The organism is Neisseria sicca 4320, assembly GCF_000193735.1.
Lineage (GTDB): Bacteria > Pseudomonadota > Gammaproteobacteria > Burkholderiales > Neisseriaceae > Neisseria > Neisseria sicca_E.
This window is the reverse complement of record NZ_AEPF01000021.1, coordinates 1-25,273: the sequence shown is the minus strand read 5'-3', so window position 1 is coordinate 25,273 and position 25,273 is coordinate 1. Positions and strand designations below refer to the sequence as shown.

The 25,273-nt window shown below is 53.2% G+C and carries 22 protein-coding genes and 3 pseudogenes; 22 read left to right on the top strand and 3 right to left on the bottom strand.

Going from position 1 to position 25,273, the window contains the following annotated elements:
• The first annotated feature begins 148 nt into the window (after window positions 1–148).
• The 20 genes and pseudogenes from NSCA4_RS0101825 to lpxB all read left to right on the top strand — a co-directional run bounded on the left by NSCA4_RS0101825 (window position 149) and on the right by lpxB (window position 20,959).
• Window positions 149–637, top strand: coding sequence for a group II truncated hemoglobin (locus NSCA4_RS0101825; RefSeq protein ID WP_016686553.1), 489 nt, complete (start codon window positions 149–151; stop codon window positions 635–637).
• A gap of 209 nt (window positions 638–846) precedes the next feature.
• Window positions 847–1,443: a tetratricopeptide repeat protein gene (locus tag NSCA4_RS0101820; RefSeq protein WP_029609445.1), complete on the top strand. Its 597-nt coding sequence runs from the start codon at window positions 847–849 to the stop codon at window positions 1,441–1,443.
• Window positions 1,444–1,529: 86 nt separating this feature from the next.
• Entirely contained in the window at window positions 1,530–2,867 is a 1,338-nt protein-coding gene (gene murD, locus NSCA4_RS0101815; protein WP_016686551.1) for a UDP-N-acetylmuramoyl-L-alanine--D-glutamate ligase, read from the top strand.
• A 479-nt stretch (window positions 2,868–3,346) separates the two neighbouring features.
• Window positions 3,347–4,842, top strand: a pseudogene (locus NSCA4_RS12595) (amidase).
• 276 nt (window positions 4,843–5,118) lie between these two features.
• The gene (gene ftsW / locus NSCA4_RS0101800; RefSeq protein WP_016686550.1) at window positions 5,119–6,276 is read left to right on the top strand and encodes a putative lipid II flippase FtsW; all 1,158 of its coding nucleotides are present in this window, start codon (window positions 5,119–5,121) and stop codon (window positions 6,274–6,276) included.
• A gap of 3 nt (window positions 6,277–6,279) precedes the next feature.
• Window positions 6,280–7,347 (top strand): undecaprenyldiphospho-muramoylpentapeptide beta-N-acetylglucosaminyltransferase, encoded by a 1,068-nt coding sequence (gene murG / locus NSCA4_RS0101795; protein ID WP_016686549.1) that lies wholly within the window; start codon window positions 6,280–6,282, stop codon window positions 7,345–7,347.
• A gap of 134 nt (window positions 7,348–7,481) precedes the next feature.
• Window positions 7,482–8,309 (top strand): class I SAM-dependent methyltransferase, encoded by an 828-nt coding sequence (locus tag NSCA4_RS0101790; RefSeq protein ID WP_016686548.1) that lies wholly within the window; start codon window positions 7,482–7,484, stop codon window positions 8,307–8,309.
• A gap of 263 nt (window positions 8,310–8,572) precedes the next feature.
• The gene (gene murC, locus NSCA4_RS0101785) at window positions 8,573–9,982 is read left to right on the top strand and encodes a UDP-N-acetylmuramate--L-alanine ligase (protein ID WP_016686547.1); all 1,410 of its coding nucleotides are present in this window, start codon (window positions 8,573–8,575) and stop codon (window positions 9,980–9,982) included.
• Between the two features lie 167 nt (window positions 9,983–10,149).
• Window positions 10,150–11,064, top strand: a complete 915-nt coding sequence (locus NSCA4_RS0101780) for a D-alanine--D-alanine ligase (protein WP_016686546.1) — start codon at window positions 10,150–10,152, stop codon at window positions 11,062–11,064.
• Entirely contained in the window at window positions 11,054–11,779 is a 726-nt protein-coding gene (locus tag NSCA4_RS0101775; protein ID WP_016686545.1) for a cell division protein FtsQ/DivIB, read from the top strand. Before NSCA4_RS0101780 ends, NSCA4_RS0101775 begins: the two co-directional genes overlap by 11 nt.
• Before the next feature lie 80 nt (window positions 11,780–11,859).
• Window positions 11,860–13,104 (top strand): cell division protein FtsA, encoded by a 1,245-nt coding sequence (ftsA, locus tag NSCA4_RS0101770; RefSeq protein ID WP_003742837.1) that lies wholly within the window; start codon window positions 11,860–11,862, stop codon window positions 13,102–13,104.
• Between the two features lie 225 nt (window positions 13,105–13,329).
• Window positions 13,330–14,523 carry a cell division protein FtsZ gene (gene ftsZ / locus NSCA4_RS0101765; protein ID WP_016686544.1) on the top strand — a complete coding sequence of 398 codons (1,194 nt, stop codon included), beginning with the start codon at window positions 13,330–13,332 and terminating at the stop codon, window positions 14,521–14,523.
• Window positions 14,524–14,813: 290 nt separating this feature from the next.
• Entirely contained in the window at window positions 14,814–15,269 is a 456-nt protein-coding gene (locus tag NSCA4_RS0101760) for a four-helix bundle copper-binding protein (RefSeq protein ID WP_016686543.1), read from the top strand.
• A gap of 413 nt (window positions 15,270–15,682) precedes the next feature.
• The gene (locus NSCA4_RS0101750) at window positions 15,683–16,483 is read left to right on the top strand and encodes an ABC transporter ATP-binding protein (RefSeq protein WP_003779745.1); all 801 of its coding nucleotides are present in this window, start codon (window positions 15,683–15,685) and stop codon (window positions 16,481–16,483) included.
• Between the two features lie 139 nt (window positions 16,484–16,622).
• A complete protein-coding gene (gene mlaE, locus NSCA4_RS0101740; protein WP_016686541.1) occupies window positions 16,623–17,399 on the top strand; it encodes a lipid asymmetry maintenance ABC transporter permease subunit MlaE in 777 nt (258 codons plus the stop codon).
• Window positions 17,400–17,449: 50 nt separating this feature from the next.
• Window positions 17,450–17,947, top strand: coding sequence for an outer membrane lipid asymmetry maintenance protein MlaD (gene mlaD / locus NSCA4_RS0101735; protein WP_016686540.1), 498 nt, complete (start codon window positions 17,450–17,452; stop codon window positions 17,945–17,947).
• Window positions 17,948–17,986: 39 nt separating this feature from the next.
• The gene (locus tag NSCA4_RS0101730) at window positions 17,987–18,577 is read left to right on the top strand and encodes an MlaC/ttg2D family ABC transporter substrate-binding protein (RefSeq protein WP_016686539.1); all 591 of its coding nucleotides are present in this window, start codon (window positions 17,987–17,989) and stop codon (window positions 18,575–18,577) included.
• A gap of 98 nt (window positions 18,578–18,675) precedes the next feature.
• On the top strand, window positions 18,676–18,954 hold the full coding sequence (locus NSCA4_RS0101725) for an STAS domain-containing protein (RefSeq protein ID WP_016686538.1): 279 nt from the start codon (window positions 18,676–18,678) through the stop codon (window positions 18,952–18,954).
• Window positions 18,951–19,751, top strand: a complete 801-nt coding sequence (locus tag NSCA4_RS0101720) for an MlaA family lipoprotein (protein ID WP_016686537.1) — start codon at window positions 18,951–18,953, stop codon at window positions 19,749–19,751. The genes NSCA4_RS0101725 and NSCA4_RS0101720 overlap by 4 nt, the downstream gene beginning before the upstream one ends.
• 59 nt (window positions 19,752–19,810) lie before the next feature.
• Complete coding sequence (gene lpxB, locus NSCA4_RS0101715; RefSeq protein ID WP_029609443.1) at window positions 19,811–20,959, top strand: lipid-A-disaccharide synthase; 1,149 nt, start codon at window positions 19,811–19,813, stop codon at window positions 20,957–20,959.
• 470 nt (window positions 20,960–21,429) lie between these two features.
• On the opposite strand, the pseudogene NSCA4_RS14900 reads toward lpxB, so the two are convergent.
• Window positions 21,430–21,537 (bottom strand): annotated as a pseudogene (locus tag NSCA4_RS14900) (IS5/IS1182 family transposase); the annotation flags it as partial.
• 85 nt (window positions 21,538–21,622) lie between these two features.
• Here NSCA4_RS14900 and rnhB point away from each other — a divergent pair.
• Together rnhB and NSCA4_RS0101705 are read left to right on the top strand one after the other, a co-directional pair.
• A complete protein-coding gene (gene rnhB, locus NSCA4_RS0101710; RefSeq protein WP_016686535.1) occupies window positions 21,623–22,213 on the top strand; it encodes a ribonuclease HII in 591 nt (196 codons plus the stop codon).
• Between the two features lie 201 nt (window positions 22,214–22,414).
• Window positions 22,415–23,374, top strand: coding sequence for a bile acid:sodium symporter family protein (locus tag NSCA4_RS0101705; RefSeq protein ID WP_016686534.1), 960 nt, complete (start codon window positions 22,415–22,417; stop codon window positions 23,372–23,374).
• Window positions 23,375–23,460: 86 nt separating this feature from the next.
• Here the strand turns inward: NSCA4_RS0101705 and NSCA4_RS16325 are convergent.
• Both NSCA4_RS16325 and NSCA4_RS15910 read right to left on the bottom strand, forming a co-directional pair.
• Window positions 23,461–23,568, bottom strand: a pseudogene (locus tag NSCA4_RS16325) (IS5/IS1182 family transposase); the annotation flags it as partial.
• Window positions 23,569–24,852, bottom strand: a complete 1,284-nt coding sequence (locus NSCA4_RS15910; RefSeq protein WP_438284937.1) for a tetratricopeptide repeat protein — start codon at window positions 24,850–24,852, stop codon at window positions 23,569–23,571.
• Between the last annotated feature and the right edge of the window lie 421 nt (window positions 24,853–25,273).

Below are 25,273 nucleotides of genomic sequence, written 5' to 3'. Positions count from 1 at the left end.
TTGAATCATAACGCCCTTGGGGTCGTCTGAAAACCCGTTTGCCGGTTTGATTTTGCCCCAGCCGCGTTTTCAGACGACCTCGTGCATGACGCAGGCGGCTCAGTCTATTAAAATCCCCGTTTCAGACGACCTTTAAAGAAAGAACACTATGTATCACGCATTCGGCGGCGCGGCAGGCGTACGCAACCTGACCGACCGCTTTTACGACTTGATGGAACTCGAGCCGCAATACCGCGCCCTGCGCCAGATGCACGGCGAAGACATGACGCTGATTCGCGAAAAACTCTACGAATTTTTCAGTGGCTGGCTCGGCGGCCCGCCCTTGTTCGAGCAGAAATACGGCCATCCCATGCTGCGGGCGCGGCATATGCCCTTTGCCGTGAATATGCAGGTGCGCGACGAATGGGTCGCCTGCTTCGCCCAAGCCATGAACGAATTGGAAATCGGCAAAGACCTCGCCGAGCCCGTCCTCATCCGCATTTTTGCGATGGCGGACTGGATGCGCAACCAAAACGAAGAAGGCGTAGAACCGCCCATGCCGCCGATGGCGGTCGATCCCGCAATCCGCATTCCCGAACTGAAAAACGTCTTGAAGCAATACGGCGTAGACGGTTATTTCCCAACCTTCCCGGCTTGAGGTCGTCTGAAAAAGGCGAATCCCTTTCCGTTTTTCCTGTTTGATAAAAGGGCTGCTGCTGTAAAGTTGCAGCCGTTGCACTCAATCAATGGCGGAGAATCCCAATAACGATATTTCTGCCGGTAACAGTCAGGCAAAGTGGCAAAATAGCATTTTAAATGCAGTCAGGATAGAATTACGACATTAAACATACATCAGGGAAGTTTGATATGAACACATGGGTGAAAAGAATGATGCTTGCTTTGCTGTCTTTGGGCATAGGGCAGGCAGTTTGGGCGGATGATGTGTCGTATTTTAAGGAAATGCTTCAAGCTGCGGAGCAAGGAAATGTCGCTGCCCAATATAATTTGGGTGTGATGTATGAAAATGGACAAGGCGTGCGCCGGGAAGATGCTCAAGCGGTCAGATGGTATCGGCAGGCAGTAGAACGGGGAGATACTGAAGCCCAATACAATTTGGGCGTGATGTATGCAGACGGGCGCGGTGTGCGCCAGGATGATGCCGAAGCGGTCAGATGGTTTCGGCAGGCGGCGGATCGGGGGTTAGCCCAAGCCCAATTCAATTTGGGCGTGATGTATGAAAATGGACAAGGCGTGCGCCAAGACGATGCCGAAGCGGTCAAATGGTATCGGCAGGCGGCAGCACAGGGGTTAGCCAAAGCCCAATCCAATTTGGGCGTAATGTATTACAAAGGGCACGGCGTGCGCCAAGACCTTGCGCTCGCTCAAGAATGGCTTGGCAAGGCGTGTCAAAACGGAGACCAAAACGGCTGCGACAATTACCAACGCCTGAAGGCGGGTTATTAATCGACTCGCGATGCCGTCTGAAAGTGGCTTGAGCAGGGGGTGGACATCCCCCTACCCAATATGATTTGTTTTAGGACAAAACCAAAATGACTTTCCAAAACAAAAAAATCCTCGTCGCCGGACTCGGCGGTACGGGTATTTCCATGATTGCCTACCTGCGCAAAAACGGTGCGGAGGTTGCCGCTTATGATGCGGAGCTGAAACCGGAGTGCGTGTCGCAAATCGGTAAGATGTTTGACGGGCTGGTGTTTTACACGGGTCGTCTGAAAGATGCGCTCTCCAACGGTTTCGATATTCTGGCGCTCAGTCCCGGCATCAGCGAGCGGCAGCCGGATATCGAGGCGTTCAAACAAAACGGCGGGCGCGTGTTGGGCGACATCGAATTGCTGGCGGACATTGTGAACCGTCGCGGCGACAAGGTGATTGCGATTACCGGCAGCAACGGCAAAACCACGGTAACGAGCCTGGTCGGCTATCTCTGCATCAAGTGCGGGCTGGATACCGTCATCGCGGGCAATATCGGCACACCGGTTTTGGAGGCGGAATTGCAGCGTGAAGGCAAAAAGGCAGACGTGTGGGTGTTGGAGCTTTCCAGTTTTCAACTGGAAAACACCGAAAGCCTGCGCCCGACCGCGGCGACGGTGCTGAACATCTCCGAAGACCATCTCGACCGCTACGACGATTTGCTCGACTATGCGCATACCAAAGCCAAGATTTTCCGTGGCGATGGCGTGCAGGTTTTAAATTCAGACGACGTGTTCTGCCGCGCCATGAAACGCGCCGGGCGCGAGGTAAAATGGTTTTCGTTGGAACGCGAAGCCGATTTTTGGTTGGAGCGCGAGACAGGCCGTCTGAAACAAGGCAATGAAGATTTGATTGCCACGCAGGACATCCCGCTGCAAGGCCTGCACAACGCCGCCAACGTGATGGCTGCCGTTGCCTTGTGCGAAGCCGTCGGTTTGCCGCGCGAAGCATTGCTCGAACACGTCAAAGCCTTCCAAGGCCTACCGCACCGTGTGGAAAAAATCGGCGAGAAAAACGGCGTGGTATTCATCGACGACAGCAAAGGGACGAACGTCGGCGCGACTGCCGCCGCGATTGCCGGTTTGCAAAATCCGCTTTTCGTGATTTTGGGCGGCATGGGCAAAGGACAGGACTTCACGCCCCTGCGCGACGCGCTTGTCGGCAAGGCAAAAGGCATGTTCCTGATCGGCGTCGATGCGCCGCAAATCCGCCGCGATTTGGACGGCTGCGGTCTGAATATGACCGACTGCGCCACTTTGGAAGAAGCGGTTCAGACGGCATACGCCCAAGCCGAAGCGGGCGATATCGTGCTGCTCAGCCCCGCCTGCGCAAGCTTCGATATGTTCAAAGGCTATGCGCACCGTTCGGAAGTGTTTATCGAAGCGTTTAAGGCTTTGTGAGGTCGTCTGAAACATGAAAAGAGGGTTGGTTTTACCGTAAACCTTGAGCACTATTGCCTCAAAGGTCGTCTGAAAACGTCAAGGCAGTTTCAGACGACCTTTTTGCAGCAACGATAAGCTTGTTTCTTTCCTTTTTCACGTGTTACGGTTTCTTAAAATTTGCCTATTACAATATATTTAATTTTAAATCCGGTATGTCAACACATTCCGTCATTCCCGCCCCCGCCTACGCGAGGACAGGCTACGGCGGAAATCCATCGTAAAACTTGAAAAGTCTTGATTTGGAAAACAGTTTCTGAATTTCAAAAATGGATTCCCGTCGTAGCCTGTCCTCGCGTAGGCGGGGGCGGGAATGACGGCAACCGGTAAGTTGCGTATCGAAAATAAAGTCATTTAGTTATATGCGGGCAAACGGCGAGGCGGCGGGCAGCCATGCCTGACCGAAAAAACGTGTGTTCATCAATCCGAAAGGAAAACCCATGAATTTTCAAGACTACATCCGTTACGATGCCGTCGGTTTGGCAGAGCTGATCCGCAAAAAAGAAGTGTCCGCAGATGAAGTGTTGCGAGCTGCTTTAAGCCGCTTGGACGAAGTCAATCCCAAGCTCAATCTGTTGGCGCACGATTTGCGCGAACGCGCGGCGGCGTGGCAGGGATCGTCTGAAAATGCCGATACGCCGCTGGCGGGTGTGCCGTTTTTCTCAAAGACCTGCTGGCAGATTGGGAAGGCGCGCCGACATGGTCGGGTTCGCGCATGATGCAGCATTACATTGCCAAGCAAAACAGCGATTTGACCCAAGCCTATCTCGATGCGGGGCTGCGCGTGTTCGGCAAAACCACCACGCCCGAATGGGGCGCATATGCCGTTACCGAAACCGAAATTTACGGCATCACGCGCAATCCGTGGCATTTGGATTACACCGCGGGCGGCAGCAGCGGAGGTGCGGCGGCGGCAGTGGCTTCGGGCGTCGTACCCGCAGCGCACGGCAGCGACGGCGGCGGCTCCATCCGTGTACCCGCACACAACTGCGGCGTGTTCGGGCTGAAACCCACACGCGGCCGCAGCAGTTACGCGCCGAACGCATCGGAGGCGTGGCAAGGCTTGGTATGCGACCATGTGTTGACCCGCAGTGTGCGTGACAGCGCGGTTTTGCTGGACATCGCCGCCCAAACCCAAGAGAGCGCCCTGTATGCCTGCCCGCCGCCGCCCGAAAACGGTTTTGCAGACTGCCTGAAACAAGAAACAGGTCGTCTGAAAATCGCTTTTTGGAAACAGGCATGGTTTGGCGGCGGCAACGACGAAGGCACGGAAGCCGCGTTCGCCCATAGTTTGAAACTGATACAAGACGCGGGACACGAATTGGAAGAAGCCACGCCCGATTTCGCGCCGCCCGAACAGCTCAACCGCGCCGCCCGCATCATCGTCATGGGCGAAACGGCAAAACTGTTCTACCAATATCAATACGAAACCGGACAAAAACTGCCGCACTGCCTGCTTGAGCCGACAACGTGGGCAATGATTGTGCAGGGGCGGCAAATCAGTGCGGGCGAAATGGCATGGGCGCGCGACGTGATGCTGGCGCAGGAACGTGCCGCCAAAGCATTTTTCACACGCTACGACGTGTTGATGACGCCCGTCTGCCCGCGCACCACGCCGAAAATCGGCGAGATGATGCCGCCGCCCGCCGCACAAAAAGCCATGCGCCTGCTGTTCGGCACGCTGCGCTTGGGTTTTCTGTTGAAAAACAACCCGTTTTTAGAAAAAGAAGCCGCCACGACGCTGCAATACGTCGGCTATACATCGCCGCTGAACATGAGCGGCAACCCCGCCATGAGCGTGCCGCTTTACCGGCATAACAGGCTGCCCGTCGGTACCCAGTTCGCCGCCGCACACGGACGCGAAGACACGCTGCTTAGCCTCGCCGCGCAGTTGGAACAGATACAGCCGTGGGCGGAAATACCGCAGGTGGTTTAGGATTTGCATTGGATACAAAGCGGTCTGTTTGATCGAAGAAAAGATTCATATAAGGTCGTCTGAAAACATAAAAACGTTTTCAGACGACCTTTTGCCGGTATCAAAGAGCAGGGGAGGGCGCAAAGAACGCCGGAATCCGACTGTCTTTAAAGAATCTGAATTGTTGCTTTGCCAAGAAACCTTTAGAATGACGGTTTTCTGATTTTCGATATTTTCAGACGACCCGTATATCCAAAAGGTCGTCTGAAACGTTTGTTCCGTAACGGATGTTTGTTCATGATTAGTCTTTCCAAAATTCTCGACCGCCCGATTTCCCGCAGCGGTCAGAAATTCGATACATCGCTTTTGTGGATGACGGTGTTGATGACCGTGTTCAGCCTGGTGATGATTTATTCCGCTTCGATTGCCTACGCGGCGGCGGAGGGCGGTACGCAGTTTTCTTTTGTCGGCAAGCAGGCTTTGTTTGTCGCGGTCGGCGGTTCTGTGTGTATCGGCCTGTCTTTTATCAGCATGAACACTTGGAAAAAGCTTATGCCCTGGTATTTCGGCTTCTCGGGGTTTTTGCTGCTGCTGGTTTTGTTTTTGGGGCGGGAGATTAACGGGGCAACCCGCTGGATTCACGCGGGACCGGTCAATATCCAGCCGACTGAGTTGTTCAAGCTTGCCGTCGTTTTGTATTTGTCCAGCCTGTTCACGCGCAAGGCGGAAGTGTTGCAGCGCGTGAAGAAGATTATGTTTCCGGGCGGGCTGATTGCCGCGGGTCTGGTGTTGATTATGTTCCAGCCCGACTTCGGTTCGTTTGTCGTCATTGTCGCCGTTACGATGGCTATGGTGTTTTTGGCGGGTTTCCCTGCCAAGTATTTCATCATGATGGGGATGATTCTGGCTTCATTCATGACGGCGGCGATTATGCTCGCGCCTTACCGTATGGCGCGCGTGTCGGCGTTTTTGAATCCTTGGGCGGACCCTTTGGGCAAAGGCTACCAGTTGACGCATTCGCTGATGGCGATTGCGCGCGGCGAATGGTTCGGTCAGGGTTTGGGCGCGAGCTTGGAAAAACGCTTCTACCTGCCCGAGGCGCATACCGACTTTATCTTTGCCGTCATCGGCGAGGAATTCGGCTTTTTGGGTATGTGTATTTTGGTTGCTTGCTATGTTTGGCTGGTCGTCCGCGCCTTTTCCATCGGACGGCAGGCGCGCGATTTGGATTTGACGTTCGGCGCGTATGTCGCCAACGGCATCGGTGTTTGGATAGGTATTCAGAGTTTTTTCAATATCGGCGTCAACATCGGTATTTTGCCGACCAAGGGGCTGCCGTTGCCGTTGATGTCTTACGGCGGTTCGGCGGTTGTGGTCATGCTGGTGTGCGTTACCTTATTGTTGCGCGTCGATTATGAAAACCGCAAAAAAATGCGCGGTTACCAAGTGGAGTAAATCATGGGCGGTAAAACTTTCATGTTGATGGCGGGCGGCACCGGCGGCCATATTTTCCCTGCGCTGGCGGTGGCGGATTCATTGCGCGCGCGCGGTCATCATGTGATTTGGCTGGGTAGCGAAGGCTCGATGGAAGAGCGCATCGTGCCGCAATACGACATCCTGCTCGAAACGCTGGCGATTAAAGGCGTGCGCGGCAACGGCACCAAACGCAAGCTGATACTGCCGTTTACTTTGTATAAAACCGTCCGCGAAGCGCAGCGGATTATCCGCAAACACCGTGTCGAATGCGTCATCGGTTTCGGCGGCTTCGTTACCTTCCCCGGCGGCTTGGCGGCGAAACTGTGCGGCGTGCCGATTGTGATTCACGAGCAAAACGCCGTGGCTGGTTTGTCCAACCGCCAACTGTCGCGCTGGGCGAAACGGGTGTTATACGCTTTCCCGAAAGCGTTCAGCCATGAAGGCGGTTTGGTCGGCAACCCCGTCCGCGCCGATATTGCCAACCTGCTCGCGCCTGCCGAACGCTTCCAAGGGCGTGAAGGTCGTCTGAAAATCTTGGTGGTCGGCGGCAGTTTGGGCGCAGACGTTTTGAACAAAACCGTTCCGCAGGCTTTGGCTTTGCTGCCCGACGATGCGCGCCCGCAGATGTATCACCAATCCGGTCGGGGCAAACTGGGCAGCTTGCAGGCGGATTACGACGCGCTGGGCGTGAAAGCCGAATGCGTGGAATTTATTACCGACATGGTGTCCGCCTACCGCGATGCCGATTTGGTGATTTGCCGTGCAGGCGCGCTGACGATTGCCGAGTTGACGGCGGCGGGGCTGGGCGCGCTGCTGGTGCCGTATCCTTACGCCGTCGATGACCACCAAACCGCCAATGCGCGTTTTATGGTGCAGGCGGAGGCGGGATTACTGTTGCCGCAAAGTCAGTTGACAGCGGAAAAACTTGCCGAAATCTTAGGCGGTTTAAACCGCGAAAAATGCCTCAAATGGGCGGAAAACGCCCGCACATTGGCACTGCCGCACAGCGCGGACGATGTAGCGGAAGCCGCGATCGCATGTACGGCATGATGACATGATGTGATGAATGAAACAGAGGTCGTCTGAAAACCCAAAAACAGGTTTCAGACGACCTTTTTGCAACTTGGCAGCCGTATTCTGCGGGAGTATGATGTAAATAGGAATTTCTCTCATCGGAGGCTGCCATGTCTGCAAAAATCTCTCCCGAAACCGTTTCTGTCCTGTCCAGTACCATGCTGATTCCCCTGTGGGCAAAGGCGGTGGAGCAGGGTAGGGCGCAGCCCCTTTTGCGCGATGGCGAGGCTGTGCGGATGTTGGACAAGATAGACTACGACTTCAGCAAGTTTGCCAAAGTCAAAGCATCGCAGGTCGGCTGTTGCGGGCGGGCGAAGCTGTTGGACGATATGACCCGGCACTTTATCGCCGAACATCCCGACGCCGTCGTCGTGCAAATCGGCGCGGGGCTGGATGCGCGTTACGAACGCTTGGGCAAGCCGCGCATTACCGCTTGGTATGATTTGGATTTGCCCGAAGTGATTGAAGTGCGGCGTATGCTGCTGCCCGAATCGGACAATCATTATCTGGGCGCATCCATGTTCGACGAAGCGTGGATGAATACCGTCGCCGCGCATGGCAAACCCGTGTTGCTTGTGATCGAAGGCGTGTTGATGTATTTTGAAGAGGCGCAAGTGCAGGATTTTTTCAAACAGGTTGCCCGCCGCCTGCCGCACGCCCAACTTGCTTTCGATACCATTCCCAAAGCCTACATCGGACAAAGCAAACACCACGATGCACTCGGTAGAATGGACAAACCGCCCGAATTTCGCTGGGCGATAATCGGAACGGACGACATCCGACGGCTGATGCCGGGTGTGGAAATCATCGAAGAAGCCGGCTTGAGCAACGTCTGCAAACCGCGTTATCCGTGGCTTTTGCGCCTTTTGTATGCGACCGCGTGGGGACGGCGCAAACTGGATATGCGCTTGATGAGGATACAAGTGCCGTCAAGTTGATAAACGAGAGGTCGTCTGAAAACGGTTTCAGACGACCTTGTGTTTATTTTTGCCGGTGTCTCGTTGAGTGAAATCGATTTTGGAAATAGGCGGAAAAGCAGAGATTTGCCACTAAGCGCGGCATCATTTTTACCCATATTGCCACCAATGTGAAATCCTGTATGCCGAAACATCTTTAATTTACAAGAAAACTATGGCGTAGAAGCGGATAGCCCTTTAAAATAACGCCTTTACGCATCGAAAGTCCACCGGAACGCAACATCATGATGAAGAATCGAGTCACCAACATCCATTTTGTCGGTATCGGCGGCGTCGGCATGAGCGGTATCGCCGAAGTTTTACACAATTTGGGTTTTAAAGTTTCCGGTTCGGATCAGGCGAGAAATGCGGTTACCGAGCATTTGAGCAGCTTGGGTATCCAAATTTATCCCGGCCATACCGCCGAAAACGTCAACGGTGCAGATGTCGTCGTTACCTCTACCGCCGTCAAAAAAGACAATCCCGAAGTCGTCGCTGCGCTGGCGCAGCAAATCCCCGTCATTCCCCGCGCCCTGATGCTGGCGGAGCTGATGCGGTTTCGAGACGGCATCGCCATCGCCGGTACGCACGGCAAAACCACGACCACCAGCCTGACCGCTTCCATCCTCGGCGCGGCAGGTCTCGACCCCACTTTCGTTATCGGCGGCAAACTCAATGCCGCGGGTACCAACGCCCGCTTGGGCAAAGGCGAATACATCGTCGCCGAAGCCGACGAGTCCGATGCGTCTTTCCTGCATTTGATTCCGATTATGTCCGTCGTTACCAATATCGACGAAGACCACATGGACACCTACGGACACAGCGTCGAAAAACTGCATCAGGCGTTTGTCGATTTCATCCACCGTATGCCTTTCTACGGCAAAGCTTTTTTGTGTATCGACAGTGAACACGTCCGCGCGATTTTGCCCAAAGTGAGCAAACCTTACACCACTTACGGCTTGGACGATACCGCAGATATTTACGCGACCGACATCGAAAGCGTCGGTGCGCAAATGAAGTTTACCGTTCATGTTCAAATGAAAGGATCTGAACAAGCGCCGTTTGAAGTCGTGTTGAACATGCCCGGCAGACATAACGTTCTCAATGCCTTGGCTGCCATCGGTGTGGCGCTGGAAGTCGGCGCATCCGTCGAAGCGATTCAGCGCGGCTTGCTCGGTTTCGAAGGCGTCGGACGCCGTTTCCAAAAATACGGCGAAATCAAGTTGCCCGACGGCGGAACCGCGCTTTTGGTGGACGATTACGGACACCATCCCGTCGAAATGGCGGCAACCCTCTCCGCCGCACGCGGCGCGTATCCGGAAAAACGTTTGGTGCTTGCCTTCCAGCCGCACCGTTACAGCCGCACACGCGATTTATTTGAAGACTTCACCAAAGTCCTCAATACCGTTGACGTGCTGGTGTTGACCGAAGTTTATGCCGCCGGCGAGGAACCGATTGCCACCGCCGACTCCCGCGCCCTTGCCCGTGCCATCCGCGTATTAGGCAAACTTGAGCCGATTTACTGCGAAAACGTTTCCGACTTGCCCGAAATGCTGTTGAACGTTTTACAGGACGGCGATGTCGTGTTGAACATGGGTGCAGGCAGTATCAACCGCGTGCCTGTCGCGATGTTGGAGTTGTCAAAAAAAGTCTGAGGCGCAACCTTCTCGCCATGTCGCGACAGCGGCCCGATGAAGTAATTTTTTATCAGGTGGGACAAACAAAATTCAAGTATTTAGTATTTATTAAGGTCGTCTGAAAGGCGATTGGTTTTCAGACGACCTGTATCAATAAACAAAGCAATCAAGAAAGAACAAAAACAATGCAGAGTTTTGGCAAAGTAGCCGTATTGACGGGCGGCTTTTCCAGCGAGCGCGAAATTTCGTTGGATGGAGGCGCTGCTATTTTGAATGCCCTAAAAAGCAGAGGCATAGACGCGCACGCTTTCGATCCTAAAGAAACACCCTTGGCGGAATTGAAAACCCAAGGTTTCCAAACTGCCTTCAATATCCTTCACGGTACTTACGGCGAAGACGGTGCCGTTCAAGGCGCGTTAGAATTGTTGGGCATTCCTTATACCGGCAGCGGTGTCGCCGCTTCCGCCATCGGTATGGACAAATACCGCTGCAAGCTGATTTGGCAAGCTTTAGGACTGCCTGTTCCCGAGTTTGCTGTTTTGCACGAAGACTCTGATTTCGATGCCGTCGAACAGCAACTCGGCTTGCCCATGTTCGTCAAACCGGCAGCCGAAGGCAGCAGCGTCGGCGTGGTGAAAGTGAAAGAAAAAGGTCGTCTGAAAAGCGTTTACGAAGAATTGAAACACCTTCAAGGCGAAATCATTGCCGAACGGTTCATCGGCGGCGGCGAATATTCCTGCCCCGTGTTGAACGGCAAAGGCCTGCCCAGCATACACATCATCCCCGCTACCGAGTTTTACGACTACGAAGCCAAATACAACCGCGACGACACTGTTTATCAATGTCCGTCCGAAGACTTGAGCGAGACTGAAGAAAACCTAATGCGCTCCCTGGCAGTCCGCGGGGCGCAGGCAATCGGGGCAGAAGGCTGCGTGCGCGTCGACTTCCTCAAAGATACCGACGGTAAACTTTACCTCTTGGAAATCAACACGCTGCCCGGCATGACGAGCCACAGTTTAGTACCGAAATCCGCCGCGCATACCGGCGTGGATTTTGCCGATTTATGCATTGAAATTTTGAAAACCGCACATGTGGGATGACGCAAGCGCACTGGGTCGGCTGACCCGCTGGCTGTTGCTGCTGATGGCATTGCTGCTCATCGGTACCTGCATAGCCTGGCTATACAACTCCAATCATTTTCCCGTCAAACAAGTGTCCATACAGGGCAAGCTGACCTATTCTGACGGGAAAGCACTTCAGCGCGCCGCTCAACTGCATACGCGCGGCAATATTTTCCGTGCCGATTTGGATGGTACTCAGGCAGCCTTTCAAAAGCTGCCGTGGGTGGATTACGCCATGGTGCGCCGCCGCTTTCCTGATACCGTCGAAATCCACTTGACCGAGCGCGTGCCTGTCGCCCATTGGCGCAGCGGCGGTTTGGTCGACTCCAAAGGCAATGTGTTTGATGCGAAGCTCAAAGCCAAGCTGCCCGTCTTCGAAGGACAGCCCGGTACAGGCAAGGACATGGTCAAACACTACGAAGAATTTTCCGGCATCCTCCGCCGGCAAAATCTGGCGATTAAAGAACTGATTTATACGCCGCGCTCCGCCTGGTTAGTGGTCTTGGACAATGGGATTACCGTCAGACTGGGAAGAGAGAACGAAATCAAACGCCTACAGCTTTTCGCCGAAATTTGGCCGACGCTGTTGCGTAAAAATCAAAATCGGTTATCCTACGTTGATATGCGGTATAAAGACGGATTTTCCGTGCGTTACACATCAGAGACGTCGTCTGAAAATCTTTCAGACGACTAAAGCCGAGCAAACGGCGTGAAGCAAACTATTGCCGATACAGACAAATAGTTATAACTCCAGCGAAATAACGAGCAAATATAATGGAACAACAAGGTAAATATATCAGTGCCCTCGATATCGGCACATCCAAAGTCATCGCCCTGATTGGCGAAGTACAAGAAGACAACGAAATCCATATCGTCGGACTCGGGCAGGCACCGTCTCGCGGCCTTAAAGCAGGCATGGTAACCAATATCGACGCGACAGCCCAAGCCATTCAGCAGGCAGTCAATGAAGCGGAATTGATGGCAGATACTAAAATCAGCCACGTTACGACCGGTATCGCAGGTAACCATATCCGCAGCTTGAATTCGCAAGGGGTTGTCAAAATCAAAGACGGCGAAGTTTCGCAAGCCGACATTGACCGTGCCATCGAAACCGCCAAAGCTATCAATATCCCGCCGGATCACAACATCCTGCATACCGTGGTGCAAGAGTACATCATCGACAACCAGCCCGGTGTCAAAGAGCCTATCGGTATGAGCGGCGTCCGTCTCGATACCCGCGTGCATATTATTACCGGTGCCAATACCGCCCTGCAAAACATCCAAAAATGTATCCATCGTTGCGGTCTGCAAATGGACCAAATCATGCTTCAGCCTTTGGCGAGCGGTCAGGCTGTTTTGACCGAAGACGAAAAAGATTTGGGCGTGTGCGTCATCGACATCGGCGGCGGTACGACCGATATTGCCGTTTATACCAACGGCGCTATCCGCCATACTGCCGTTATTCCCGTGGCGGGCGATTTAATTACCAAAGACTTGGCACAAGCGCTGCGCACCCCGCACAGCGCTGCCGAATACATCAAAATCCACTATGGCGTCGCGATTCCCGATATGGAAGGCTTAGACGAAATGGTCGAAGTCCCCAGCGTCGGCGACCGCCAGCCCCGTCAGATTTCCCGCCGTGTTTTGGCAAGCGTCATCGGTCCGCGCGTTGAAGAAATTTTGGAGTTGACCCTTAACGAATTGCGCCGTTCCGGCTTCCCTGAAGAAGTCCTCACGTCAGGTATCGTTCTGACTGGTGGCGCGTCTATGCTGACCGGTATCGTTGAACTTGCCGAAGAAGTGTTCGGCCTGCCTGCACGCATCGGCGTACCCCAAGAAATGGGCGGCGTATCCGAACGCATCCGCAATCCGCGCTACTCAACCGCTATCGGTCTTTTGCAGGCGGCAAGAGGCGAGGAAGACGGCGCGCCGGTGACCGGTGCGATTGTGGTTCATGATCAGACTGAAAAAATCAGTCTGTGGGCAAAACTGATGAAATTCGTTAAAGACAATTTCTGATTAATACTGTTATTTTGCTTACAGGGAAACGAGTTGCTGTCGGAATAGTTCCAATTGCGATAATTAAAAACTTGTGTTCTTTCGTTAAAAAATGTAGTAAAAAAATAACGGTAATGGTGAATGAATAAGAAGTATTTTGCCAGCGTCGGAATACTTCTTATATAATACGGATAATATCTAATTTTTGGATCGTCCTCGATGCAGGGCGCCGCAGGAGTCATTTGAATGGAATTTGTTTACGACGTAGCTGAATCAGCCGCAAGCCCTGCGGTCATTAAAGTAATCGGCTTGGGTGGCGGCGGTTGCAACGCTATCAATAACATGATTGCCAACATCATCCAAGGTGTTGAATTTATTAGTGCCAATACTGATGCGCAATCTTTAGGTAAAAATAATGCGGCAAAACGCATCCAATTGGGTACGAACCTGACCCGTGGTTTGGGTGCGGGCGCCAATCCTGAAATCGGTCGTGCTGCGGCACAAGAAGATCGCGAAGCCATCGAAGATGCTATTCGCGGCGCGAATATGCTGTTCATCACCACCGGTATGGGTGGCGGTACCGGTACCGGTGCGGCTCCTGTGGTTGCCGAGATTGCCAAAGAAATGGGTATTCTGACCGTTGCGGTCGTTACCCGTCCGTTCGGCTATGAAGGCAAACGCGTGCACATTGCCCAAGAAGGTTTAGAGCAGCTCAAAGGTCAGGTCGATTCATTGATTATCATCCCGAACGACAAACTGATGACTGCATTGGGCGAAGACGTCACTATGCGTGAAGCGTTCCGCGCGGCGGACAACGTCCTGCGTGATGCCGTTGCCGGTATTTCCGAAGTGGTTACCCGTCCCGGTTTCATCAACCTTGACTTCGCCGACGTTAAAAACGTAATGGGCATCAAAGGTATCGCGATGATGGGTTCCGGTTTTGCTCAAGGCATTGACCGCGCCCGTTTGGCAACCGAACAAGCGATTTCCAGCCCGTTGTTGGATAATGTAACTTTGGATGGTGCGCGCGGTGTATTGGTGAATATCACTACCGCTCCGGATTGCCTGAAAATGTCCGAATATCGTGAAATCATGAAAGTGGTTAACGAAAATGCACATCCTGAAGCTGAATGCAAATACGGTACTGCCGAAGACGACAATATGGGCGAAGACGCTATCCGCGTAACCATTATTGCGACCGGTCTGAAAGAAAACGGCAGCGAAAACCAAATGCGTGCGGCAGTCCGTACACAAAAATTGGTTAGTGGAAATGCCGAAGCAGCTCAGTCTGCGCAAGCTGGTAATGTGGATGGCTTAGTTCGTACCAACAGAGGTATCCGCTCAATGAATTTGACTGCCGCAGATTTCAGTAACCAATCTGTTTTGGATGATTTTGAAATTCCGGCTATTTTGCGTCGTCAAAATAATTCGGACAAATAATTCATTCTGTTAAAAAAGCCTGCCACATCGTTGGCAGGTTTTTTTATAGTTTGGAATATATAGAGGCTTCACCTTTGTATACTTCATTAAGTATATTCTCGACTTTCGACTTATTGTCTGCCGAACGGCTGAATGATAGGATTGCGCCGGTAAGTCTAGTGTAACCGCTCACAATCTGAATAAGCGGCTGATTTCAGACGACATCAATGATGCGCAGAGAGCCGCTGTCTTCGATTTTAGCGATTCGTTATGTTTAACTGCATATTAATGATTATATAAGGAAATACAGTATGAACCGTCGTCAATTCTTGGGTGGTACAGCCGTTTCTTTGGCAGCCGCCGCCTCATTCGCCCGTGCTCACGGACATCATAGCCATAAAGGCCATTCCCACGCTGCTCCTGCTGCTGCGTCCAAAACCTATGAAGCCGCCAGAAAAGCGGCTGCCCACTGTGTTGAAGCAGGTCAAATCTGTCTGGCACACTGCATCCGACTGCTGAGCCAAGGCGATACTTCTATGAAAGACTGCGCAACAGGTGTCAACCAAATGCTGGCTTTGTGCGGCGCGCTGCAAAACCTTGCCGCCCAAAACTCTCCGCTGACCCCTTCTTTAGCAAAAGTCTGCGTTGAAGCGTGCAAACAATGTGCCGCCGCGTGCAAACAACACGCAGGTCACCACGCAGAATGCAAACAATGCTATGAGTCCTGCCTTGCCTGCATCAAAGAGTGCGAAAAAATCGCTGCTTAATTGACGCGGTAAATAACCGGCCTGCCTGTGAAACAAGCTTTGTTTTGCAGGCAGGTCGGTTTGTTTTGGATGGGATGGCTTTCACAAATTTATTCGATATGTAAGTTTTGTTTGTAGAATGTTGTGTCTTTGCCTACAAAATCTTGCCATAAATTTAAAATTTCACCTGCCGGCGAAAATCGTTATGTTTAGGATTATTAAGTTCTGTAACGCGCCCCGTTCTGAAATGAAGACAGCAGGTTGCAAGATTCCAATCTTAACCATTCCAATGGTCTTAAAATTCCTGCCAAACACATGATTTTCACGCTTCTTTACAGACGTTTTCTTGATAAGGTCGTCTGAAAATTGCCCGACACCTTGATAAGCTTTACAATGCAAGTAATTAAAATACATCCCGCCTTATCTTCCCCTTCATGAGTTCCGTACCCTTCATCGAAATGAAAGACGTTGCCTTTGCGTATGGCGACCGTCCGATTCTGAACAATATCAATTTCAGCATTCCCCAAGGAAACTTCGCCGCCGTGATGGGCGGTTCGGGCAGCGGCAAAACCACGCTGATGCGGCTGATTACGGGTCAGATTCATCCGCAATCGGGTAAGGTTTTAATTGAGGGACGAGATTTGGCGGGCTTTTCGGCTGACGAATTGTATGAACACCGCCGCCGCATGGGCGTATTGTTCCAACACGGCGCGCTGTTTACCGATTTGTCGGTGTTCGACAATATCGCTTTTCCGATGCGCGAACTGACGCGCCTGCCGGAAGCGGTTATCCGCGATTTGGTTTTGTTGAAATTGAACGCGGTCGGTCTGCGCGGCGTGGAAAACCTGATGCCGTCCGAACTCTCCGGCGGGATGTCGCGCCGTGTCGCGCTTGCCCGCACGATTGCGCTCGACCCTGAAATTATGTTGTACGACGAGCCGTTTACCGGTCTCGATCCGATTTCCCTGGGCGTGATTGCCCACTTGATCAGCCGCGTCAACAAGGCTTTGCGTTCGACCAGCATTATGGTAACGCATGACATTGAAAAATCTTTAGAAATCGTCGATCAGGTGATTTTCTTGGCGCACGGCGAAATCATGTTCTCCGGCTCGCCGCAGGAAATGCGCGAACTGGATTCGCCTTGGGTGCGCCAGTTTGTCGGCGGGCTGGCAGACGGCCCTGTTGCATACCGCTATCCGGCGCAAACGTCGTTGCAGCAAGATTTGCTTGGGTAGTTTTCAGACGACTTCGGTTTGCAGACGTCGTCTGAAATGTTTGAACCGTTGTTGCCTGAAGCCGGAATCATTTTTCAGACGACCCATCACTATCATCCTAAAAGGTCGTCTGAAACCCGTTAATCCGTAATGGAAACCTATGAATTTTATCCGTTCCGTCGGGGCGAAAACCCTCGGCTTTATTCAATCTCTCGGCAGTATTACGCTGTTTCTGCTGAACATTCTGGCGAAATCCGGTACGGCTTTCGTCCGTCCGCGCCTGAGCGTGCGCCAAGTGTATTTTGCCGGTGTGCTGTCGGTGTTGATTGTTGCCGTTTCAGGGCTGTTTGTCGGTATGGTTTTGGGTTTGCAGGGCTATACGCAGTTGTCGAAATTCAAATCCGCCGATATTTTGGGCTATATGGTTGCGGCTTCGCTGTTGCGCGAACTGGGTCCGGTGTTGGCGGCGATTCTGTTTGCCAGCAGCGCGGGCGGTGCGATGACCAGCGAAATCGGTTTGATGAAAACGACCGAACAGCTCGAAGCGATGAACGTGATGGCGGTAAACCCTGTCGCCCGCGTGGTTGCGCCGCGCTTTTGGGCGGGCGTGTTTTCCATGCCGCTGTTGGCTTCGATTTTCAACGTCGCGGGCATTTACGGCGCGTATTTGGTCGGCGTAACCTGGCTGGGCTTGGATAGCGGCATTTTCTGGTCGCAAATGCAGAACAACATCACGATACATTACGATGTAATCAACGGTCTGATCAAATCCGCCGCATTCGGCGTGGCGGTAACGCTGATTGCCGTGCATCAGGGCTTCCACTGCGTCCCGACCTCGGAAGGCATTTTGCGCGCCAGCACGCGCACGGTGGTTTCGTCCGCCCTGACGATTTTGGCGATTGACTTTGTGTTGACCGCATGGATGTTTACGGAATGACAGGTCGTCTGAAAACGAAACAAAGAACATTGGATATTCAAGGAACTTTAATGAAAAAGAATGTATTGGAATTTTGGGTCGGACTGTTTGTCCTGCTCGGCGTGGCAGCGGTCGGATTTCTCGCTTTCCGCGTTGCGGGCGGCGCTGCGTTCGGCAATTCCGGCAAGACTTATACCGTATATGCCGATTTCAACGATATTGGCGGCCTGAAGGCAAACGCGCCGATTAAATCTGCGGGCGTATTGGTCGGACGCGTCGGCTCTATCGAGCTTGACCCGAAATCCTATCAGGCGAAAGTCCGTCTCGATTTAGACAGCAAATATCAGTTCAGCAGCGATGTTTCCGCGCAAATCCTGACCTCCGGTCTGTTGGGCGAACAATATATCGGACTGCAACAAGGCGGCGACACCGATAATCTTGCCGCAGGCGATACCATTTCCGTTACCAGCTCCGCCATGGTTCTGGAAAACCTGATCGGTAAATTCATGACCAGCTTCGCCGAGAAAAACGCGGCGAGCGGCGACGATGCGGCAAAAGCCACCGAGTAAACGTACACCATCATATTCATACTTTTAGGACACTTAATCATGAAAAAAACCTCTTTCATCAGCGCACTGAGCATCGGCATCTTGAGCATCAGCATGGCGGTTGCCGCCCCTGCCGACGCAGTGAACCAAATCCGTCAAAACGCCACTCAAGTATTGAGCATCTTAAAAAACGGCGATGCCAACACCGCCCGCCAAAAAGCCGAAGCCTATGCGATTCCCTATTTCGATTTCCAACGCATGACCGCGCTGGCGGTCGGCAACCCTTGGCGTACCGCGTCTGACGCGCAAAAACAAGCGTTGACCAAAGAATTTCAAACCCTGCTGATCCGCACCTACTCCGGCACCATGTTGAAATTCAAAAACGCCAACGTCAACGTCAAAGACAACCCCGTTGTCAATAAAGGCGGCAAAGAAATCATCGTCCGCGCCGAAGTCAGCCCCCCAGGTCAAAAACCTGTCAACATGGACTTCACCACCTACCAAAGCGGCAACAAATACCGTGCCTACAATGTCGCCATCGAAGGCGCGAGCTTGGTAACCGTGTACCGCAACCAATTCGGCGAAACCATCAAAGCCAAAGGCGTAGACGGACTGATTGCCGAACTGAAAGCCAAAAACGGCAGCAAATAATGCAAAAACCAGCCATGCCGTCCGTTTTCAGACGACATGGCTTTCGCACACCACAACCTTCAGGTTTTATCATCCAAGATTAAGTTGACAAGACAGCCATGCAAACCGAACTTCGCGACGGCACGCTGCACATCAGCGGCGACATCACCGTCAAAACCTTGACCGCCGACGCCTTCACCCGCTTCAGGCAGCAATGTCGTCTGAAAGACACCCGCGCGGTCGATTTGAGCGGCGTCGGACGCGCCGATTCCGCCTGCGTGTCCCTGCTGCTTGACGCACTGCGCTGCCCGGACGGGAAAATCACCCTGCAAGGCATACCCGAATCCGTGCGCACCCTGTCCGAGCTTTACGAAATCAAAGACTGGTTAAACCCATGAAAAAAACCGCCGCTTCACTCCTACTCCTCATCGGCATGGCCTCAACACCCGCATTTGCCGAAACCAACCCCGCCGACCCCTACGAAGGCTACAACCGCGCCGTCTTCAAATTCAACGACAAGGCCGACCAATACGTCCTCGCACCCGTCGCACGCGGCTACCGCAAAATAACGCCCAAGCCCGTCCGCACCGGCGTGAGCAACTTCTTCAACAACCTGCGCGACGTCGTCAGCTTCGGCAGCAACGTCCTGCGCCTCGATGTCAAACGCGCCAGCGAAGACCTCGTCCGCGTCGGCATCAACACCACCTTCGGACTCGGCGGTTTGATTGACGTCGCAGGTGCAGGCGGCGTTCCCGACAACAAAAACACCCTCGGCGACACCTTCTCCACATGGGGCTGGAAAAACAGCAACTACTTCGTCGTTCCGCTGCTCGGCCCCTCCACCGTGCGCGACACCACAGGCAACGCCATTACCACCGTCTATCCCGTCAAAAGCGCCGTGTTCCACACCCCCGCAGGCCGCTGGAGCACCACCGGTTTGAACATCGTCAATACCCGCGAAGCCCTGCTTGACCTGACCGACGGTTTGGAAGACGCCGCCATCGACAAATACAGCTACACCCGCGACCTCTACATGAAAGTACGCAGCCGCCAAACCGGCGGAACATTACCGCAAGACGAGGACGACAATATCGACATCGACGAACTGGTGGACAGCGATGCGCCCGGGGCAACCGATTTAGCCGAACCGTTCCCACAATCCGCTGCCGAATTTGAGCCGATTCCTGCCGAATAATCTCATAAGGTCGTCTGAAAACCTTTTCAGACGACCTCAATCTATTTTCCTTTACGATGATGAACCATTCCCCACTTATCGCCGTCAGCGTCGGCGAAGCATCCGGCGACCTGCTCGGTGCGCACCTTATCCGTGCCATCAAACAACGCTGCCCCGATGCGAAATTTATCGGCATTGGCGGCGAACGCATGAAGGCGGAAGGGTTTGAGAGCCTGTACGACCAGGAAAAACTGGCGGTGCGCGGCTTTGCCGAGGTGGTCAAACGCCTGCCCGAAATCCTGAAAATCCGCAAAGGGCTGGTAAACGACCTTATCCGCATCAAACCTGATGTCTTTGTCGGTATCGATGCGCCCGATTTCAATCTGGGCGTGGCGGAAGAACTCAAAAAGGCGGGCATCCCCACCGTCCATTATGTCAGCCCGTCGGTGTGGGCGTGGCGGCGCGAACGGGTGAACAAAATCGTGCATCAGGTCAACCGCGTGCTGTGTCTGTTTCCGATGGAGCCGCAGCTTTACTTTGATGCGGGCGGCAAAGCCGAGTTTGTCGGTCATCCGATGGCGCAAACCATGCCGCTGGACGACGACCGTGCCGCCGCGCGCGCCAAGTTGGGCGTGGCCGACGAAGCTGTCGTGTTCGCCTTGCTGCCGGGCAGCCGTGTCAGCGAAATCGATTATATGGCCCCTTTGTTTTTTCAGACGGCCTTATTGCTGCTCAAACGCTATCCGCAGGCGCAATTCCTGCTCCCCGCCGCCACCGCCGCCACCCGCAGGCGCATCGGTGAAATTCTGGCGCAGCCCGAATTTTCCGCCATTCCCGTTACCATCACTGACAAACAGTCTGATACCGTCTGCACCGCCGCTGACGCAGTGTTGGTAACCAGCGGCACCGCCACCCTCGAAGTCGCCTTGTGCAAACGACCGATGGTCATCAGCTACAAAATTTCGCCGCTGACCTATTTTTATGTGAAACGTAAAGTCAAAGTGCCGCATGTCGGCCTGCCCAATATCCTGTTGGACAAAGCTGCCGTGCCGGAGCTTTTGCAACACGATGCCGAGCCGGAAAAACTCGCCGCCGCCGTTGCTTATTGGTACGACCACCCCGAAGCCGCCGCTGCTCTGAAACAGGATTTTCGCGAACTGCATTTGCTGCTGCGCAAGGATACCGACGCGTTGGCGGCTGAAGCCGTATTGTCCGAAGCAGGCTTTTAGCGAAACCCGCTGCACTCGTTTTCACTTCGTTGAAGCTACGCTTTCAGACGACCTCTGATACTTATTGCCTGATAAAGAGCATGTCCGACCTGCGGGCTGAATCTGATGGTTTTGCAGTAAATTCAAATCAGAAAACCACGCGCCGTCATTCCCGCACAGGCGGGAATCTAGAAGTTTGAAATGATGACAATCTTTAAATAGTTCTGAATGGTTGAGGACTGGATTCCCGCCTGTTCGGGAATGACGGCGGGTGATGGGCACTGCATCAAAAGTTAAGTGAATAGGCCATATGGCTTGTCGGACATGAATGCCTGACCGAAACTGACAGGCCCATTTTTGTAGCGTGGGCTTTGCCCGCGAAAACCGTTTCACAGCATAAAAATAGGGCAGGGCGGACTTTGGTTCCCTGCAAAACTGTCGCTGCTCCCGTACAGATAAAAATAATGGCAGTAAACCCGACATTATTTTTATAGTGGATTAACTTTAAACCAGTACGGCGTTGCCTCGCCTTGCCGTACTATCTGTACTGTCTGCGGCTTCGTCGCCTTGTCCTGATTTAAATTTAATCCACTATATTTGAACCCGCTATATCATTCAAAAGGTCGTCTGAAAAACTTTTTCAGACGACTTCTCCCGTTAACCGAAGCGTATCATTGAAACCCTATGTCCCTCATCCTTACCGCAGGCGTGGACGAAGCAGGGCGCGGGCCGCTGGTCGGCAGCGTCTTTGCCGCCGCCGTTATCCTGCCCGAACGTTACGACATGCCCGGCTTGACCGATTCGAAAAAACTCAACGAGAAGAAGCGCGATACTCTGGCGGTGTTGATCAAAGAACAAGCCGTTTCGTGGAGCGTCGCCTCCGCGCCGCCCGAAGAAATCGCCGAACTCAATATCCTGCACGCCACCATGCTGGCGATGACCCGCGCCGTCCAGGGTTTGGCGGTCGTGCCGGATAAAGTATTGATAGACGGCAACCGCGTTCCGAAAGATTTGGGCATTTCCGCCGAAGCCGTCGTCAAGGGCGACAGCAAAATCATCGAAATCTCCGCCGCCTCCGTCCTCGCCAAAACTGCGCGTGATGCCGAGATGTATGCTTTGGCGGAACGTTATCCGCAATACGGTTTCGACAAACACAAAGGTTACGGCACGGCGCAACATCTCGCCGCCCTGCAAAAATACGGCGTGCTGCCCGAACACCGCCGCGATTTCGCACCCGTGAAGGCGTTGCTGGCGCAGGGCAGATTGTTTGAGTGAGAGTAGAATGGTTTAAAGGTCGTCTGAAACGCTTTCAGACGACCTTTTCTTTACACCCCGTTACAAAGCCGTGTATGCTTCGCGTTCGGGTGGGGGTGAAACAAATATCAACGGTCAAACCAGTTTTGATGTTTGTGTGTTGTTTAATTTCACTGTTCTCCTAATCAATAACCTTATCAACCGATACCGCACATACTATTTATGGACACTATTGCACGAATCAGCCACTTTGTCGGCAAAACCTTCTCATTTTGGGCGGCATTGTGCGCCGCCGTTGCCTTCTTCGACCCCGAATTGTTCAAGTGGGTACTGCCTTACATCACTTGGCTTTTGGGCATCATCATGTTCGGCATGGGGCTGACGCTGACGCCGTCAGATTTCAAAATTGTCGCCAGTCATCCTAAAGCCGTCCTTATCGGCGTGGCGGCTCAATTCATTATCATGCCACTGACTGCCTATTTTTTGGTCAAGTTGTTAAATTTGCCTGCTGAAGTTGCTGTGGGCGTGATTTTGGTCGGCTGCTGTCCGGGCGGTACGGCTTCCAATGTGATGACTTTTTTGGCGCGCGGCAACGTTGCTTTGTCCGTTGCAGTTACGTCGGCTTCCACCTTGCTGGCTCCGCTGCTGACGCCCGCTATTTTCCTGCTTTTGGCAGGTGAAATGCTCGACATCAATGCGCAGGCGATGTTTGTTTCCATTGTTCAAATGGTGTTGCTGCCCATTGCGCTCGGCGTGATTGCACATACTGTGTTCCGCAAACAGACAGAACGCGCTGCCGCTGCCCTGCCTTTGGTTTCTGTGGTTGCCATTGTGTTGATTATCGGTGCGGTCGTCGGCGCGAGCAAAGGCAAAATCATTGAAAGCGGGCTGTTAATTTTCGGTGTTGTGGTGTTGCACAACGCCATCGGCTACCTGCTCGGCTTTTTCGCAGCCAAAATCTGCAAGCTGCCGTATGATGCGCAAAAAACGCTCGCCATCGAAGTCGGTATGCAGAATTCCGGATTGGGTGCGGCATTGGCGGCCGCGCATTTTGCCGCTGCCCCTGTCGTCGCTGTACCCAGCGCGCTGTTCAGCGTGTGGCACAACATTTCCGGCTCGCTGCTCGCATCTTATTGGTCGGCGAAAGCAGATAAAGAATCGAAAGCGGAATTGTCCGATTAAAAGAGTTCGGCAAATGACAAAAGGTCGTCTGAAAACTTTTTCAGACGACCTTTTATTATTGTCGGGCGGAAATCAACGGCGGCTTATAGTGGATTAAACTTAAACCAGTACGGCGTTGTCTCGCCTTGCCGTACTATTTGTACTGTCTGCGGCTTCGTCGACTTGTCCTGATTTAAGTTTAATCCACTATATCTTCAACGCTCGCACTGCCATTGCTCCAATATTGCCCTGAGTTCCTGCGGGTTGCCATATCCGTTGTCTGCTGCTGCCTGAAGGTAATCGTAGGCGGCGGGAACATTCGTGGCGGTACCTTGTCCGTGGTAGAGGAGGAATGCCGAATAATATTGCGCTTCAGGATGGTTTTGTTCCGCCGCTATGCCGAACCAGTACGCCGCCGAACCGGTATCGGCAGGAATACCCAGACCGTGATAATAGATTTTGCCCAAACCGGCTGCTGCATCGGCATGGTTGCAGACGGCGGCTTCTAGATAAAGCCGTCGCGCGCGGGCGTAGTCTTTTTTTTGTCCGATGCCGTCAAGGCAGGCTGCGGCAGAGCGGCAAAGCTGCTCGGTTTCCTGACGCTGCAAGGCTTCGGATTTGAGCTTTTCGTAATGTTCGGGTTGGTGCAGGGCGGCCTCGCTGAGCAGCTTCTGTACTGCGGCCATGCTGCCCAATGCGGCGGCGTGGCGGTAGTATTGTTGCGCGACGGATAAATCGGGGCGTATGCCCAGTCCGTAGCGGCAGAGATCGCCCATCAGGCATAGGGCGTCCGGAAACTGCCTGTCTGCGGCAGTTCTGGCGTATTTGAACGCCTGTAACGGATCGCGGTCGGTCAGCTTGCCGGTCAGATATTGCCGTGCCAAGGCGGTTTGCGCCGCCGCGCTGCCCTGAACGGCGGCAAGACTGTACCAAGACAGGGCGTCTTGGTTTCCTTTTGCCGCCAATAAATCTGCCAGCAGGATTTGTGCTTCGACCCAGCCGTGTTCGGCGGCATATTCCAAATAGACTTCTGCCTGCGCGGAGTCGGCAGAAACGCCGCAGCCGTAAAGGAAGGATTTCCCTAATTGCAGGCATGCCTGCGCCCAGCCCTGGGAGGCTGCCTGGTTGTACCAATTTAACGCCTTTTCCCAATTACCCGCCAGGGCATACTGCCGCGCGATGAGGTATTGCGCTTCGGGGGATTGCGGGGCGGCGCATTGTGCCCAATAGAGAAATTGCAAGTCGTTGCGTTCTGCGTAATAACGCATCAGCGCGGTTTGCGCCGCTAAGAACCCGCGTTCGCCGAAATCTGCGTAAGCATCCAGCAGTTTGTCGGCAGACAGTCCGAAACGGTCGCTCCAATGCAGCAACCTGTATGCCGTATCCGGAAACCCTCCGGATGCGATGTATTCTACGCCTGATAATGCCCTGCGGTTTTCCTTGCCGCCAAGCAACATGCCGCACATGCGGTATACCGCTTCTTCGTCCCCGTCTTCCATGATTTGCCGCAAAGGCAAAAAGTCCCGAAGATTGCCCTCGAAAGGGGGTTCTGTCGGGACGATATCTTGCAGCGATAATCGTTTGGGAATGATGGTCATGGCATCGGAATAGGCATTTTGAGTAGTGTATTATACTGTTTTCTGTAATTGTGTGTCAGCGTTTGTTCAGAATCTTGAAATTTGGAACCGGTATTTTTGTCGGTTTGCCGCATTGATACGGCGGCATTTGGCAGGAGATGCGTAGATTTCGGGAGGGTGTATGACTGACGTAAGCGCGCTACACAGACTTTCAAAATGTATAGTGGATTAAATTTAAATCAGGACAAGGCGACGAAGCCGCAGACAGTACAGATAGTACGGCAAGGCGAGGCAACGCCGTACTGGTTTAAATATAATCCACTATAAAAAGGTCGTCTGAAAG

Bases quoted from the DNA above. Each gene is read 5' to 3' on its own strand.
- NSCA4_RS0101825 (WP_016686553.1), top strand. From the start codon at position 149: ATGTATCACGCATTCGGCGGCGCGGCAGGCGTACGCAACCTGACCGAC.
- NSCA4_RS0101820 (WP_029609445.1), top strand. From the start codon at position 847: ATGAACACATGGGTGAAAAGAATGATGCTTGCTTTGCTGTCTTTGGGC.
- murD (WP_016686551.1), top strand. From the start codon at position 1,530: ATGACTTTCCAAAACAAAAAAATCCTCGTCGCCGGACTCGGCGGTACG.
- ftsW (WP_016686550.1), top strand. From the start codon at position 5,119: ATGATTAGTCTTTCCAAAATTCTCGACCGCCCGATTTCCCGCAGCGGT.
- murG (WP_016686549.1), top strand. From the start codon at position 6,280: ATGGGCGGTAAAACTTTCATGTTGATGGCGGGCGGCACCGGCGGCCAT.
- NSCA4_RS0101790 (WP_016686548.1), top strand. From the start codon at position 7,482: ATGTCTGCAAAAATCTCTCCCGAAACCGTTTCTGTCCTGTCCAGTACC.
- murC (WP_016686547.1), top strand. From the start codon at position 8,573: ATGATGAAGAATCGAGTCACCAACATCCATTTTGTCGGTATCGGCGGC.
- NSCA4_RS0101780 (WP_016686546.1), top strand. From the start codon at position 10,150: ATGCAGAGTTTTGGCAAAGTAGCCGTATTGACGGGCGGCTTTTCCAGC.
- NSCA4_RS0101775 (WP_016686545.1), top strand. From the start codon at position 11,054: ATGTGGGATGACGCAAGCGCACTGGGTCGGCTGACCCGCTGGCTGTTG.
- ftsA (WP_003742837.1), top strand. From the start codon at position 11,860: ATGGAACAACAAGGTAAATATATCAGTGCCCTCGATATCGGCACATCC.
- ftsZ (WP_016686544.1), top strand. From the start codon at position 13,330: ATGGAATTTGTTTACGACGTAGCTGAATCAGCCGCAAGCCCTGCGGTC.
- NSCA4_RS0101760 (WP_016686543.1), top strand. From the start codon at position 14,814: ATGAACCGTCGTCAATTCTTGGGTGGTACAGCCGTTTCTTTGGCAGCC.
- NSCA4_RS0101750 (WP_003779745.1), top strand. From the start codon at position 15,683: ATGAGTTCCGTACCCTTCATCGAAATGAAAGACGTTGCCTTTGCGTAT.
- mlaE (WP_016686541.1), top strand. From the start codon at position 16,623: ATGAATTTTATCCGTTCCGTCGGGGCGAAAACCCTCGGCTTTATTCAA.
- mlaD (WP_016686540.1), top strand. From the start codon at position 17,450: ATGAAAAAGAATGTATTGGAATTTTGGGTCGGACTGTTTGTCCTGCTC.
- NSCA4_RS0101730 (WP_016686539.1), top strand. From the start codon at position 17,987: ATGAAAAAAACCTCTTTCATCAGCGCACTGAGCATCGGCATCTTGAGC.
- NSCA4_RS0101725 (WP_016686538.1), top strand. From the start codon at position 18,676: ATGCAAACCGAACTTCGCGACGGCACGCTGCACATCAGCGGCGACATC.
- NSCA4_RS0101720 (WP_016686537.1), top strand. From the start codon at position 18,951: ATGAAAAAAACCGCCGCTTCACTCCTACTCCTCATCGGCATGGCCTCA.
- lpxB (WP_029609443.1), top strand. From the start codon at position 19,811: ATGAACCATTCCCCACTTATCGCCGTCAGCGTCGGCGAAGCATCCGGC.
- rnhB (WP_016686535.1), top strand. From the start codon at position 21,623: ATGTCCCTCATCCTTACCGCAGGCGTGGACGAAGCAGGGCGCGGGCCG.
- NSCA4_RS0101705 (WP_016686534.1), top strand. From the start codon at position 22,415: ATGGACACTATTGCACGAATCAGCCACTTTGTCGGCAAAACCTTCTCA.
- NSCA4_RS15910 (WP_438284937.1), bottom strand. From the start codon at position 24,852: ATGGAAGACGGGGACGAAGAAGCGGTATACCGCATGTGCGGCATGTTG.